Here is a 14,838-nt window from a genome sequence, read left to right on the forward strand (position 1 = left end):
GCCTTGACCCGATTGTCTTGTTTGATCGCGAAGTTAATCAAATCCGAATACGCAACGATAAGCAGCTCTTGGAATCCTCTTCACCGCTCGGGCCAGCGACAGGCGGAGGTCTTTACGCGACGTGCCGGATGCCGGGAAACGGTCCCAGCCGAGATTTCGGTATGAACGGCGAGAAGATCGCTCACCGTCCAGCCGAGAGCCCGATCACGGGATTCAGAGCCTATGCCTGGGTCCGGATCGCGCCCGAGGTACCCGAAATCGTCTCCTGGGAGAGGAGACGCACGCCGCCGTCAGCGGCGTCCCCGGTCCTTGCCCTCCGCCGCCCGGCGCAGGGCCTCGGCCATGGCCCCGTCGGGGGCCGGGCCGCGTGGCGCCGGGGCCGGCGCGGGTCTCTGCTGGGGGCGTGAGGAGGAGCGCTCCTCCTGTCGCCCCGGTCGCGGCGCGCCCGCTTCCTCCGAGCGCATGCTGAGCGCGATGCGCTTGCGGTTGGCATCCACCTCGACGACGCGCACCTGCACCACGTCGCCGGGCTTCACCACCTCGCGGGGGTCCTTCACGAACCGGTCGGCCAGGACCGAGATGTGGACGAGGCCGTCCTGGTGGACGCCGATATCCACGAAGGCGCCGAAGGCGGCGACGTTGGTCACGACACCTTCGAGGCGCATGCCGGGCCGGAGATCCGAAATCTTCTCGACGCCCTCCTGGAAGGTCGCGGTCTTGAAGGCCGGGCGCGGGTCGCGGCCGGGCTTTTCCAATTCCGACAGAATGTCGGTGACCGTGGGCAGGCCGAAGGTCTCGTCGGTGAAGCGCTTCGGGTCGAGGCTCTTCAGGACGGGGCCGTTGCCGATGACGGCCTGGATGGGCTGTCCGGCGGCGGCGAGGATGCGGCGCACCACCGGATAGGCCTCCGGATGCACGCCCGACGCGTCGAGGGGATCGTCGCCGTCGCGGATGCGCAGGAAGCCGGCGGCGAGCTCATAGGCCTTGGGGCCGAGGCCGGCGACCTTCTTGAGGCTGGCGCGGGTGCGGAACGGCCCCTTCTCGTCCCGCGTCGTCACGATGTTGGCCGCCACCCGCTCGGAGAGGCCGGAGACGCGGGCGAGCAGGGGCGCGGAGGCGATGTTCACGTCGACGCCGACGCCGTTCACGCAATCCTCCACCACCGCATCGAGGGCCTTGGAGAGCTGACCCTCGCCGAGATCGTGCTGGTACTGGCCGACGCCGATGGCCTTCGGCTCGATCTTCACCAGTTCGGCGAGCGGGTCCTGCAGGCGCCGGGCGATGGAGACCGCCCCGCGCAGGGTCACGTCGAGGCCCGGCAATTCGGCGCTGGCATAGGCGGAGGCCGAATAGACCGAGGCGCCGGCCTCCGACACCATCACCTTTGTGAGCTTCAACTCCGGCTGCTTGGCGATGAGTTCGGCGGCGAGCTTGTCGGTCTCCCGCGAGGCGGTGCCGTTGCCGATGGCGATGAGCTCGACCTTATGGGCGCGGCAGAGCTTGGCCAGCGCGACGAGGGCGCCGTTCCAGTCCCGGCGCGGTTCGTGCGGGTAGATCACGTCGGTGGCCGCGACCTTGCCGGTGGCGTCGACCACCGCGACCTTCACCCCCGTCCGGAACCCCGGATCGAGGCCGAGGGTCGGCCGGGCACCGGCGGGGGCGGCAAGCAACAGGTCGCGCAGGTTGCCGGCAAAGACGCTCACCGCACCGGTCTCGGCCACCTGTTTCAGGCGTCCGCGCAGGTCGGTGTCGAGGGCGGGTTTCAGCTTGGTGCGCCAGGTCCGGCGCACGGTCTCCATCAGGAAACGGTCCCCCGGCCGGCCGTGATCGCCGATGCGGAAGGCGCGGGCGATGCGCAGTTCCTGCCAGGAGGGCACGCCCTTCTCGGCCACGTCGCCGGGGGCATCGGTGATGTCGAGGTCGAGGATCTCCTCCTTCTCGCCCCGGTACAGAGCCAGGATGCGGTGCGAGGGCAGGCGCGTGAGCGGTTCGGAGAAATCGAAATAGTCGGCGAACTTCTCGCCCGCCGCCTCCTTGCCCTTCTTGACGGTGGAGGTCATCCGGCCGCGCTGCCAGACCGTGTCGCGCAAGCTTCCCACCAGTTCCGGGTCCTCGCCGAACCGCTCGATCAGGATGGTGCGCGCGCCCTCCAGCGCGGCCTCGACATCGGCGACGCCCTTGCCCGCATCGACGAAGGCGGCGGCGGCCTGTTCCGGCGCGCGTTCGGGATGGGCGAGCAGCGCCTCGGCGAGGGGGCCGAGCCCGGCCTCGCGGGCGGCCTGCGCCTTGGTGCGGCGCTTCACCTTGAACGGGAGGTAGAGGTCTTCGAGGCGCGCCTTGGTGTCGGCGGCGAGGATGCGGGCCTTCAAGGCAGGGTCGAGCTTGCCCTGGCCGTCGATGCTGTCGAGGATGGCGGCGCGGCGCGCCTCGAGGTCGCGCAGATAGGCGAGGCGCTCCTCCAGATCGCGGAGCTGGGAATCGTCGAGGCCGCCGGTGACCTCCTTGCGGTAGCGCGCGATGAACGGCACCGTCGACCCGCCATCGAGAAGCTCGACGGCCGCAGCGACCTGCCGCTCGGCGACCTTGAGCTCCGCCGCGATGGTTGCAGTGATGGCGGCCATGGAATCCTCGCGCGCGTGAAGGGGCCGCGGTGTCTACAGGCCGGGCCGGAGCGTGGTCAAACCGCATCCGGCCGCCCCGCCGGGCTCCCGGGCCGAGGTGTTCGTGACAAAGCCCCCCGTGTCGATACCGATTGTCGTGAAAGCGGACGCCGAACACGCTTGCCTGCCATGGACATGGGGTTCGTCGCAGCGGAGACTTGTCGAAAGAACAAACGGGTCAGGGAGAGAATCGCATGAGGCTCAGGCTTGCTCTGGCCGCGCTCGTCGTCGCCTTCGCGGGGGCGGCCTCGGCGGAACCCCCGACCTTCCAGGTCGATCCGGCTTGGCCCAAGCCCCTGCCGAACGACTGGATCATGGGCCAGGCCTCCGGCGTCGCGGTGGATGCCGAGGACCGGATCTGGGTGGTGCAGCGGCCCCGCTCGCTGACCGATGACGAGAAGGCGGCGAGCCTCACGCCGCCGCGCACCAAATGCTGCCACCCCGCCCCTCCCGTGCTGGTCTTCGACCAGGCGGGCACCCTCGTCCGGTCATGGGGCGGGCCGGGCGAAGGCTATGACTGGCCGCAGAACGAGCACGGCATCCATATCGACCACAAGGGCTTCGTCTGGCTCGCCGGCAACGGCGAGCAGGACGGTCTGATCCTGAAATTCACGCCGGAGGGCAAATTCGTCCTGCAGATCGGCAAGCAGGGGCCGCAGACCAACAGCCTCGACACCACCCGCCTTGGCCGCCCCGCCGCCATGCAGGTGGACCCGGAGACCAACGAGCTCTTCGTGGCCGACGGCTATTACAACCACCGGGTCATCGTGTTCGATGCCGAGACCGGGGCGTTCAAGCGGATGTGGGGCGCCTACGGCAAGCCGCCCACCGACGAAGCGCTGCCCGCCTACGACCCGGCCGCCGCGCCGGCCCAGCAATTCCGCAACCCGGTCCATTGCGTCCAGATCGCCCGCGACGGGCTGGTCTATGTCTGCGACCGGGCCAATGACCGGGTCCAGGTGTTCCGCCGCGACGGCAGTTTCGTGAAGGAGTTCTTCGTGGAAAAGAACACCCGCGCCAACGGCTCGGTCTGGGAACTGGCCCTCTGGCCCGACCCCGACCAGACCTACCTCCTCAATGCGGACGGCGCCAACAACGAGGTCCGCACCCTCAAGCGCGACACCGGCGAAGTGCTCGGCGCCTTCGGCCGCAACGGCCGCATGGCCGGCGACTTCCACTGGGTCCACAACCTCGCCGTGGACAGCAAGGGCAACGTGTTCACCACGGAGGTGGATACGGGCAAGCGCGCGCAGAAGTTCTTGTTCAAGGGGGAGATGGTGGTGCGCAAGCGGGTGGGGCCGTAGGAGGCCGGAATGGGAAAAAGTAAGCGTCGACTCATGGTGTTCGCTCCCGGGGAAATAGGATAGGCCTTGAAGTAGCCGTCGACGCGAGACTGATTATGTCGCTGACTAACCTTCTGGTACCGACCTACAGGAACATGTTGCGGACGCTGGCCGGGCTGCTGGACAAGGCAGAGCATCAGAGGGTGGATCCGGCCAATGGTCTGCTATCGGCGCGTCTGGCACCGGATATGTACCCGTTAGCGTCACAGGTGTGTTTTGCCACCTACCAAGCTCAGGAGGCGACGTTCCGCCTTCGCGGCGAAGATATTCCCCAATCGCTTGCTGCCGTGGCGGCCGAGGGGCGCAATGCCGGCGACGTGCCCGGCTCAATCGCGGATGCACGGGCTCGCATCGCCGACGCATTGGCGCGTCTGGACAGCCTCTCGGACAATGCCCTCGATTCCGGAGCGACCCTGCAGATCACGATCGAGCTTCCGGGCAACATCACGTTCGATATGAGCGGCGAACAATACGCTCGGGATTGGGCTCTGCCTCAGTTCTACTTCCACGTCATCACCGCCTACGCCATCTTGCGACATCACGGCATCGCGCTCGGCAAAGCCGACTATGTGCCTCACATGTTCGCGTATCTCCGGCCCGGATCGCTGCCATGAGCATGACCGGAGAGCGGCTTGGCTGCCCGCAACCCGCTCCCATTCCTCAAAACCGCCCCGCCACCGTCAACCGCACCGCCATCGGCTCCACCGGATGCAGATGCGTGTCCGCCACCCCGCCGGCGGGCTCTCCCCGCAGCCGCGACTCATAAAAATAATCGATCTGGCTCGCCTTGACGTTGAGCAGGTTGAGGATGTCGAGCTGCACCGTGACGCCGTTGTCGAAATTGTAGCCGATGCGGCCGTTCACCAGGGTGGTGGGCTTCGAGCGGACGGAATTGTCCTCGATGAGCGGGCGTGGGCCGAAATAGCGAAGCCGTAGCGTACCGAACCAGCCCAGCGACTCGCCCAGCGTAAAGCCGGCGGCCGCGATGGCGGTAGGGGCGGCGGGGATGCGGCTCCCCGCAGGGTCGCGGTCGGCAAAGCGCGCATGGGTCACGGTGAGGTCGGCGTCGAGAGCGAGCCAGGGCGTCACCGCGTAGTGGTTGGTCCACTCGATGCCGGTGCGCCGGCTCGGGCGGCTCGGCTCGGTGGTGCCCGCATCACCCACGAACAGGTTCTCGGAATCGAAATCGAGCTGGAACAGGGTCACGGTCGACTCGAGACCGGCGATGGAGCGGTTGCGGATGCCGACCTCCGAGCCCACCGAGCGCACCAGCAGGGGCACCCGGTCGAGGGGGAACAGGGGATTGCCCGGATCGACCGTGATGGTCGCGCCCCGGGCGTCGTTGGAATGGAAACCCTCGCCGTAATTCACGAACAGCTCGGTCTCGGCCCAGGGGCCGAACACGACGCCGAGCTTGGGGCTGACGATGCCGTCCCGCGCATGGCCCGAATTCAGCGGATTGTTCGATCTCACGGTGGCGTCGTAGGCGTCGGCGCGCAGGCCGACGCTGGTGCGCAGCCACTCGGTCCAGCGCAGGCGGTTCTCAAAGTAGAGGGCGGCGCTGCCCTCCTGCACGCGGTCGTCGCGCACGGTGGAGAGGGAGGTGCGCGCCCGCGTGTTGAACAGGCCCACATGGATGTCGTCGAACCGCGCCTGCACGCCGATCTCGTTCTCCATGGCGAGACCGAACAGCTCACCCTTGAACACCCGCGCGATCTCGCCGCCGGCGACGGTGCGGCTGTCGAGCTGGCGGAACTGGTCGCCATTGACCGGATCGTTGAGGAAATAGGTGAAGTTGTTGAACAGGTTGAGATTCGAGCGGATGACGTAGGCGCTGGCGCGGGTGACGCCGCCGTCGTCCGACCGGCTCCAGCGGCCCGACAGGGAGAAGCGGCTCGCATTACCCCCATCGCTTGGGTCGAGGGTGCCGAAGCGGCCGATCAGGCCCTCGGAGATCGCCCGCTGAGGGATCTGGTTCGTCGCCGTCCAGCGGTTGGAATAGGCCATGCCGGTGAGGGAGAACCCGTCGAGGGCGGTGCCCTGGCTGTAGCGCAGCACGCCGTTGAGCTTTCGGATGGCGTCCGGCACCACCCAGGGGCCGTCATAGACCTGAGCCTCGCCGGCGGCGAGGAGCGTCCCCTCCCCCAGCGGCGCGGAGGCGATGGTGAGCGCCCGCTTGTAGCCGAAGCTGCCGAGGGAGGTGAGCGCGAGAGGGCGGGGCACCGCGTCGATCGTGTCGATCCGCACCGAACCGGCGGAGGCGAAATCCCCGTCGCGGGCGAAATACGGGCCCTTGTGGAACTCCACCGCGCCGACGAGTTCGGGAATGAGGAAGTTGATGTCGGCATAGCCCTGGCCGTGGCCATGGGTGCGCATGTTGGCGGGCATGCCGTCGATGGTGATGGCGATGTCGCTGCCGTGGTCGAGGTTGAAGCCGCGCAGGAAGTACTGGTTGGCTTTTCCCTCGCCGGAATGCTGCGTGACGATGAGGCCGGGCACGGCTTCCAGTACCTCGCCGGGGCGGGTGACCGGCCGGTCGTTGAGGGCCTTGCCGGTGATGACGCCGGAACTCGACGTCAGCGCGGGAGCGGACAGGGCGCCGAACGCTTCGGCCCCGCCGGCTCCACCCGTGGCCCCGCCGAGGCCGGGACCGGCAGCGGGGGGCGGACGCATGTCGGCGGCCACGGAAAGTTCGTCGAGGGTCGCCTCGGCGATGGTCGCCGCGCCGGACTGGGCGAGGACCGGTGACGCGGATGTCAGCAGCGCGAGGACGAGGAGGGGATGGAGAGCGCGTGGAGGATGGGCAGACACGGGCGAAACCTCGGGCGACGGCAGTGGCACGTCACCGCGAACGAAGCCGATGCGTTCGCGACATGCGAACGCCCCGACACCCCACCGGGACACCCCGCCCGATGCGTTTCGCGTGTGACCACGACTGACGGCAGGTCTCCTGGCTCGCGGGTCACCGCCCTCTCATCGTCTTCCCAGAGGCCGGAGCCTCCAGTGACGTGTTGATGATGGGCTCGCCGCTTACAGTTGCGGGGGCAGCCGCGGCATCGGACGCAAGATCCTAACCGCGTTCCCTTTTGATCCCCCGAGGGGGAACCGTCATCGTCAGGCTAGGTCGGCCGCAACGGGAGGGTCAATGGCGAGATGTTCCCGCATCGACCATCGCCGCCGCCCTGTCGCATCACGGCAACGTCCGGCATCACTCCGGGAGCGAGTCGAGGTTCCTCGGCTCCTCGATGCGGCGGCCGTTTGTCTCGGCCCGGAAGCGTTTGCCCATCTCGTAGGCCGATTTGCGCATGCGCATGATGCCGCCCAGCGGCCGGTGCGCGGCCAGCCCGTGCCACGGGCTGAACGACAGGCCGTCATCGACGAAAGCCGCGCGGGCCTCGCTCCAGCTCGTCTGCGGCGCGGCGGTGAGGGTGGCGATGGTGCGGTAGGGGCTCGTTGCCTCCGACCAGACCACGGAGGCATCCTCCACCGGCATGTCGTCGAGGTTCAGGCAGAGCTGCGCCCGCAACTCCCAGGTGCCGCCATGGCGGCGGAAATGCGCCAGCACCGCCTCGCGGATCGCATTGGGGGCGCTCGTGTCGTCCAGCGGCTTGTCGGTGAGCGCCGTCAGGTCCGGCGAGACCGGGACGAGCGCGATCTTGGCGATGTGATCGCCGAAGCGCAGCGGAACCTGGCTGTAGAAGCTGTCGCCCAGAATGTGCGTCTCGGGCTGTCCGCCCAGCGTCGCCAGGGCCGGGCTCGGCGAACCGGTGGCCGCCACGACCGCGCTCTGCACGCCGCGCAACGCCGCCGAGGCGACCTTCTTGAGCCCCTCCGCCCGATCCGTGGTTTTGGCGAGGAGCTTCAGGGTCGCCAGGAACTGCTTCGGTCCCGGCGCCGAGAAGGCCGGCCCGTTGACGAGCACGAAATCCTGGGTGGCGTCCCCCTCCGACCCCTCCAGCCGTTCGCCTTCGACACCGACGATCTTGATCGCCACGCCGCGCGGAGTGGAGACGCTGTCGTCCAGGATATCACCGGGGATGGTCGAGAAGCGCATCACCACGGGGTAGCGCCCCGCCTGCGCGAACAGGCCCTGCGCCAGTTCGGGGGATAGGCCGGGCGCCACCTCCAACTCGGCCCTCAAGGCGCCATGCGCCTTGGCATGGACGCTGCGGATGGCATGACCGCCATGGGCGAGGGTCGTCTCGCTGATGGAGCGCATGGTCTCGTTCAGGGACCGGCTGGTCTCGGCCTCGTCGGCGTCAGGGGTCTCGACGGCGGGCGTGTAGCGCAGGTAGGGGGTCTCGATCGCCAAGGGTGCTGCTCCGGGGGATGGCGGATGCCGCGCCCCGAGGCGCTTCTAAGGCCTTGAGGGAACCGGGCGGCTCCGCAACTTGGTGGTGTTCCAAGTTGAGAATCCCCGACCGGTGCTCCCGTTCCGATCCCTGCGGCAACTCGCCAAGTCGTGAAATCGGCGATCAGGCGGCGTTGTCCCAGGTCTCGCTGATCGGACGCCCGCCGCGCATGAGGCGCGCGCGCAGGATGACGTCACCGGGCGGCAGCGGCGTCGGCGGACGCCATTCCACGTAGAGGCGCCAGCCCCCGGTCTGGGGCACCCGCTCCACCACCGGATCGACCATGGCGCCGGCGCTGGCCGAGACCTCGGCCGCGATGTCACCGTCTGGGCCGGTGGGCAGGCCCGGTCCTTCGAAATCGATGACGTAGAGGCGCCGCTCCGGACTCGGCGGCGTGGTCGGCCGCAGGCGCTCGGCCGAACCGACATGGGTGGAGACCACCCGGGCGAGCGCGCTCAGTACGGCGGTGTCCGGTTCGGCCCCGATGGTGGCGAGCGTGTAGGCGAGGTCGAGGGCGCTTCCCGCCGTGACGGGTGCGGCCGGCACGAAGGCGGCGACGATGTTGTCCATGTACTCTTCGCGGGACGGGATCTCGAAGAGCTGCACCGCCCCGGCGCCGAACCCCGCCTGGGGCGTGACCCAGAGGCCGGGCCGGGCCTCGTGTCGGGCCTGGACGTCGAGATAGGCGGCAAAGCTTCGCTCGCGCTGGAGAAGTCCGAACCCATCGAGGGGATCGACCCGGAACGCCGAGATCTGCGGATCGCGCCGTCCGTTGCTCAAGGGACGCCATAGGCGGTCGTCCTTGGTCGCCACCACCAGCCCGTCGGAATCGTGAACCTGCGGCCGGAAATCGTCGAAGGGCGCGGCTCCGCGCGCGCCCGGACCGTTCGCTCCGTGCAAGAACATGCTGGTGAGCGGCGCGAGGCCGAGACGCGGGATCGCGGCGCGGGGATGCAGCGAGGCGGTGACGACCATCCGCGAGGTCTCGCCGGGTTCGACCACGAAGCGGTAGGCGCCCGCGAGGCTCGGCGAATCGAGGAGCGCCAGGATCGTGACGGCGCGGGCCTCGGCCTTCGGCTCGCAGATCCAGAACGCCGTGAAGTCCGGAAACTCCTCCGCTCCCGGACCGCCGGTCTGGATCGCGGCACCGCGCGCCGACAGGCCGTATTCCTGCGTCTTTCCGCGAAGCCGGAAATACGAGGCGCCGAGGAAGACCAGGAATTCCTCCTGGTGAGCCGGCTTCCTATCGTCGAAGGCGTGATGCAGCCGGAAGCCGGCAAAGCCGAGATCGCGGGAAAAGTCCTGCCCGGCGAGGTCGGAGCCGAGATCGAACAGGCCCGACTGGTACAGGATCGGCTGCGGCGGCCCGTCCGGCGGCTGGAGGAACAGGGCGACGCGCTTCTTCTGCAGGAAGCCGCGATGGAACAGCTGCAGCGAGAACGAACCACCGAGGCGAGGGGCCGCGTCGGGGCGGAAGGTGATCGCGCGGTAGCCGTCGTAGCTGAGGCCGGCGAGCGGGGCCGGGAGATCGTCCGGAGCGGGCCGGTAAGGTGAGGCCGCGAGGCGGCGGGCCTGGGCCACGACGCCCTCGAAGGTCATCGGCGCGTCGCGCGGTGGGTCGAGAGTGTCGGCGGCCATCGTTCTGGCGGTATTCAGGTCGACGGCACTAGGCATTATGATGCCTGCTGTCAGACCGAGCGCGGTTCGCAAGGTCTGCCGCCGCGAGAGGGGCTCGCGTCCCGAACGCTCGTCTCCACCGTCGTCCCGTGTCATCGATGCCCTTCGTGTCGTGACGGATGACGGCCCATCTCAGCCTTGATCGAGTGTCCATCGCCCCATGTCCATCACCCGGTTGTCGCACGACGCATCCCAAGCCGGAATCCCGGACCCGGTGATTCCGGCGAGCCGGCCGAGCGAGACGCCCTCGTTCGAGGCGCCGTCGCTCCTGTGGCGGCGGCTCCTGCTGGCGGTGCCGACCCTGGCCACCGCGGCGGCGATCGCGTGGCTCGCCGTGTCCGCCTATGGACGCCCCGACGGCGCCTTGGGCTGGGCCGTGCTGGTCCTGTTCGGCCTCGTGATGGCGTGGCAATCCTTCGTCGCCTGGCAATACGTCTACGGACTCGTGGCGGTCGCGTTCGGCGATGCCGCCAAATCCGCGATCGAGATCCGCTCGGCCACGGTGCCGGCCACCGCCTCGGGCCTGAGCCGCACGGCGGCCGTGGTGGCGATCCATGCCGAAGATGCGGTGGCGGTGTTCGCCGCCCTTCGCGTCATGGCCCGCTCGCTCCAGCGTGGCGGCGGCGACGGGTCCGATATCGACATCTTCGTCCTCTCCGATACGCGCGACGGCGCCATCGCGGCGGTGGAGGAGCATGAATTCGCGCGGATCGAGGCCTGGGCGCGCCTGAACGGCCCCGGCCTGCCGCGCTTCCGCTACCGGCGGCGCCAGGACAATGCGGGCCGCAAGGCCGGCAACATCACGGAGTTCTGTCGGAGCTACGGCGACGAGTACGATTTCATGATCGTGCTCGATGCCGACAGCCTGATGACCGGCGCCGCCATGCGCCGCCTCGCCCGGCTGATGGAGGAAGCCCCCCGTGTCGGGCTGATCCAGACCGTCTCCTACGCCACCGGCCGGGACACGCTGTTCGCCCGTATCCAGCAATTCGCCGTGCGGCTCTACGCGCCGCTGTCGATCCGCTGCCTCGAGACCTGGCAGGGCGCGGATGGAAGCTATTGGGGCCACAACGCGATCCTGCGGGTCGCGGCCTTCGCCGACAATGCCGAACTGCCGGTGCTGCCCGGCAAGGCGCCGCTGGGCGGCGAGATCCTGTGCCACGACATCGTCGAAGGAGCGCTCCTGCGCCGGGCCGGATGGGAGGTCCGCCTCCTGCCGGAGATGGGCGGCACCTGGGAAGAGATGCCGACGAACCTCGTCGATCTCCTCGGGCGCGAGCGGCGCTGGTGCCAGGGCAACATGCAGCACCTGCGCGTCACCACCCTGCCGGGCCTGCGGGCGGCGAGCCGCTGGCACCTCATCGTCGGCATCCTGTCCTACCTCGCCTGCCCGCTCTGGGTGCTGTTCCTCGCCGCCGCCTCGATCCAGGCCGCCGTCACCGGCGATCTCGGCCTCCTGGCCTATGGGCTCACCGGGACGGGCCTCGCCGCCCATGCGCTGGCCGCCCTCGTCGTCGTCGTGATGGCCCTGCCGAAGCTCCTCAGCCTCGGCCATGTCCTGGCCTCGCCGACCCGCCGCGCGGCCTTCGGCGGCACCGCCTCGTTGCTGAAGAGCGCCGTGCTCGAACAAATCGTCTGGGTGCTGCTCTGGCCGGTCATGACGGTCTTTGCCGCGGGTGCCGTCGCCACCACCTTCATCGGCCGCGTGGTGCGCTGGGATTCGCAGGTGCGCGACGACCGTCGGGTGCCGTGGTCCGAGGCGATTCGCCTGCAGGTGGACGCCCTCGTGGCGGGTGCGCTGCTCGCCGGCCTGCTCGTTTATGCCGGCGATCCCTGGCTCGCCCTGTGGATGGGGCCGGTGGCCCTCGCGCTCCTCACGAGCCCGGCCTTCAGCGTGCTGACCAGCCGCGCCGATTTCGGCCGTGCCTCGCAGAGGAACGGCCTGTTCCTCTCCATCGACGACACGGACCGCGCCCCCGAACTCCTCGACCTGGCCTCGGTCCGCCGGGGCGAGGAGCGGGGCCTGCGCCTCCATCAGGAAGCCTGGGCGAGCTGAGGAACCGGCCTCTCCGCGCCGCGATGAGGCCGAAGGGGCGACGAAGGGGCGAGAGGCTGGAAGCCAGGTCCGAACCCGATCCGATCTTGCCGTGGATGCGGGCGCGCGGTGTCGCCCGGAGAGGTCATCCGCCCGCTTGCGACCCTTTTACGCTCCACGGACCCCCAACATCCATTTCGGTTGCCTCATCAAGGACTTCATGCCTAACGTCGGGGCTCGGACGGGTCGGGTGACGAAGGATTTGGCTCGTTGGGTGCAGACGACACGAGGGCTGAACCGGGCCTGCCGTACTTCTGCCTGACGACGTCGGGCTTGCCTCCCGGAGAGGCTTTCGAGCAATGGCGCACGCTCCTGGCGCCGATGTACGAGGTCAGTCCGACGACGCGATCCGCCGTCCTGCCTTTCGGCACCAACATCGCGTACCCGATCGACGACCTCGTCGCTCATCGCACCCTGCTCTCGACCCAGCGGCTCCAGCGCGATCGCCGACGTGTCGATGCCGGTTCCGACCAGTACATCGTCCAACTCTACCGGTCCGGCCGCTTTCAGGGCACCGTCGCCGGCAAAGCGGTCTCGGCCTCGGCCGGCACCGTGACCTTCATCGGCCGCCGTCATCTGCTCGATGGCATGCTCGACCGGGCCGATACGACCGGCATCGTGATCCCCTGCTCCCACCTCCACGGGCTACCGCTCGAGGACCATGACATGCTCTTCGATGCGGCCCGCAACCGGTTGCTCGCCGCACGCATTCTGGACCTCTACCGCCGCTTGCCGACCACGCGCCCCGACGACGCCCCGGCTCTCGCCGTCGAGTTCGTTGGCTTCCTGCGCCGCCTGCTCGATCCCTCGCGGGCCAAGGACGTGCTCGAAGGCCGCGAACTCGACGGCGGCCTGATGGCGCTGGCCAGGATGATCGTGCGGGAAAACCTGTCCCGGTCCGATCTGTCGCCCGCCTTCGTCGCCGGACAGATGCGGGTCTCGCGGGCCACGCTCTACCGGCTGTTCGAGCCGGAAGGAGGCGTGATGCACTTCGTGCAGGGCGAGCGCCTGAAGGCCATGCGCGACGCGCTGGCCGATCCGATGGAGACGCGCACCCTTGCCCGCTTGGCCGAGGTCTTCGGCTTCAGCAGTGCCTCGCAGCTCAGCCGCAGCTTCCGCAACCGCTTCGGCGCGCCACCCCAGGCTTGGCGGGTCGAGCGTCGGGTGGTTCAGCAGATCAGCGGTCAGGGGACGGTGCAGCACGTCTGGAAGTGGCTTCGCGAAACGCGATGACCTCGTCCGGATGGACCCGGTCGATCGACGCCGAGAGACGGCGGCCGCATGTCATGCCACGCCTCAGTGTTCCTGCCCCGCAGGTCAGGCCCACCGAGGTCCGGTGTGAGGCGCACTGATCCGGGCCTTCGAGCAGGCACCGGCGGGAGCCCCGATAAGCTAGGGTTTCTCCAGCACCTCGATCGGGTTGGTGCGCTGGCTCGGCCTGGGCTCGGCGGTGGCCGCACCGGCATTGCCGTCCGGCTTCTCACGCCGGGCGCCGGAGCTGGTATCGGCGCCGGGTCCGGTGCCCTGGGTCGGCACCGTGCCGCTGGCCAGTTCGAGGCAGGTCACCATCTCCACGTAGGACGGGAAGCCGCCGGCCTGGAACTGCTTCTCGCACTGGGTCTTGGCGGCCGGCGAGTAATCGCCCCAGCGGCGCTGGGCTTCCTTGCGCGCCGCCTCCTCCGAACGCAGGCAGCCCTCGACGGTGGCGTTGTCGCTGACGCTGGCCTCCGCACGGACCGAGGATTTGCAGGTCGCCTGAACGTCGAGCTTGGGCGGCCCATCGGCGGCCGGGGCCACATTCGTGAGGGCGACGAGCGCGAGGGCTCCGGTCAGGAGGGGAACAGGGTATCGCATTGGGTCGTCCTCGCTCGCATCGCGGCGACCGCCCGGCGGCGGTCCGTCCCTCGCACAATGCGCGAAGGGCGGGATCGCACCAAGAACCGACGAGGAAATCAGCCCAGCGCCACGTCGAGATCCGCGAACAGGTCGTCCACATGCTCGATTCCCACGGAGAGCCGCAGGAGATCGGGCGGACACGGCGTGCCCGGCCCCTCCACCGAGGCGCGATGCTCGATCAGGCTCTCGACGCCGCCGAGCGACGTGGCGCGCTTCCACAGGCGCACCCGCGCCGCCGTGGCGATGGCCGCCTCCTCGCCGGCCGCGACCCGGATCGACAGCATGAAACCGAAGCCGCCCTCCATCTGCCGCGCCGCCACCGCGTGGCCGGGATCGCCCGGCAGGCCGGGATAGAGCACCGAGGCCACGCGCGGATGCGCCGAGAAGCGCCGGGCGAGGTCCGCGGCGGAAGCCGATTGCGCGGCGACGCGAAGCGGCAGGGTCCGCAGCGAGCGCATCAGAAGATAGGCCTCGAACGGCCCGAGGATCGCCCCGCCGCCGGCCCGGATCGCGCCGATGCGCTCCCAGAACCCATCGGCGCGGGCCGAGGCCAGGACGCCGGCGACCACGTCGGAATGCCCGTTCAGGATCTTGGTGGCCGAGTGCATGACGATGTCGGCCCCGAGCCGCAGGGGCCGCGTGTGGATCGGCGAGGCGGCGGTGGAATCGATGGCCAGACGCGCCCCCGCCGCGTGCGCGATCTCGGCTGCGGCGGCGATGTCGGTGATGGTCCAGAGCGGATTGCCGGGCGTCTCCACCCAGACCAGCTTCGTCGTGCCCGGCCTGATCGCGGCGCGCAGGGCGTCGAGGTCGTC

Annotated in this window: 10 protein-coding genes and 1 riboswitch; of the genes, 4 read left to right on the plus strand and 6 right to left on the minus strand. The window is 69.3% G+C overall.

Going from position 1 to position 14,838, the window contains the following annotated elements; translation table 11 throughout:
• Positions 1–290 precede the first annotated feature (290 nt).
• Positions 291–2,621: a Tex family protein gene (locus MBTS_RS12235; RefSeq protein WP_056249256.1), complete on the minus strand. Its 2,331-nt coding sequence runs from the start codon at positions 2,619–2,621 to the stop codon at positions 291–293.
• A 233-nt stretch (positions 2,622–2,854) separates the two neighbouring features.
• On the opposite strand from MBTS_RS12235, the gene MBTS_RS12240 reads away from it, so the two are divergent.
• Both MBTS_RS12240 and MBTS_RS12245 read left to right on the plus strand, forming a co-directional pair.
• A complete protein-coding gene (locus MBTS_RS12240; RefSeq protein ID WP_056143777.1) occupies positions 2,855–3,964 on the plus strand; it encodes an NHL repeat-containing protein in 1,110 nt (369 codons plus the stop codon).
• Between the two features lie 95 nt (positions 3,965–4,059).
• Positions 4,060–4,617, plus strand: a complete 558-nt coding sequence (locus tag MBTS_RS12245) for a DUF1993 domain-containing protein (RefSeq protein WP_147833013.1) — start codon at positions 4,060–4,062, stop codon at positions 4,615–4,617.
• A gap of 46 nt (positions 4,618–4,663) precedes the next feature.
• Here MBTS_RS12245 and MBTS_RS12250 read toward each other — a convergent pair whose 3' ends face one another.
• The 3 genes from MBTS_RS12250 to MBTS_RS12260 all read right to left on the minus strand — a co-directional run bounded on the left by MBTS_RS12250 (position 4,664) and on the right by MBTS_RS12260 (position 9,954).
• Entirely contained in the window at positions 4,664–6,814 is a 2,151-nt protein-coding gene (locus MBTS_RS12250; RefSeq protein WP_192215765.1) for a TonB-dependent receptor, read from the minus strand.
• Between the two features lie 112 nt (positions 6,815–6,926).
• Positions 6,927–7,128: riboswitch (cobalamin riboswitch) on the minus strand.
• An 83-nt stretch (positions 7,129–7,211) separates the two neighbouring features.
• Positions 7,212–8,315 carry a catalase family protein gene (locus tag MBTS_RS12255; RefSeq protein WP_056148804.1) on the minus strand — a complete coding sequence of 368 codons (1,104 nt, stop codon included), beginning with the start codon at positions 8,313–8,315 and terminating at the stop codon, positions 7,212–7,214.
• Positions 8,316–8,478: 163 nt separating this feature from the next.
• A complete protein-coding gene (locus tag MBTS_RS12260) occupies positions 8,479–9,954 on the minus strand; it encodes an OpgD/OpgG family glucan biosynthesis protein (RefSeq protein ID WP_056148875.1) in 1,476 nt (491 codons plus the stop codon).
• A 238-nt stretch (positions 9,955–10,192) separates the two neighbouring features.
• Between MBTS_RS12260 and mdoH the strand changes: the two genes are divergently transcribed.
• Positions 10,193–12,088, plus strand: a complete 1,896-nt coding sequence (mdoH, locus tag MBTS_RS12265) for a glucans biosynthesis glucosyltransferase MdoH (protein ID WP_192215766.1) — start codon at positions 10,193–10,195, stop codon at positions 12,086–12,088.
• 249 nt (positions 12,089–12,337) lie between these two features.
• Positions 12,338–13,360 (plus strand): helix-turn-helix domain-containing protein, encoded by a 1,023-nt coding sequence (locus MBTS_RS12270; protein WP_238254226.1) that lies wholly within the window; start codon positions 12,338–12,340, stop codon positions 13,358–13,360.
• Positions 13,361–13,519: 159 nt separating this feature from the next.
• Here the strand turns inward: MBTS_RS12270 and MBTS_RS12275 are convergent, their stop codons facing one another.
• On the minus strand, positions 13,520–13,981 hold the full coding sequence (locus tag MBTS_RS12275; RefSeq protein WP_018045965.1) for a hypothetical protein: 462 nt from the start codon (positions 13,979–13,981) through the stop codon (positions 13,520–13,522).
• 98 nt (positions 13,982–14,079) lie between these two features.
• On the minus strand, positions 14,080–14,838 hold a 759-nt coding region (locus MBTS_RS12280; protein WP_192215767.1), incomplete at its 5' end, for a trans-sulfuration enzyme family protein.

Origin of the sequence: Methylobacterium bullatum (assembly GCF_014845095.1) — a bacterium.
Classification (GTDB): Bacteria; Pseudomonadota; Alphaproteobacteria; order Rhizobiales; family Beijerinckiaceae; genus Methylobacterium; species Methylobacterium bullatum.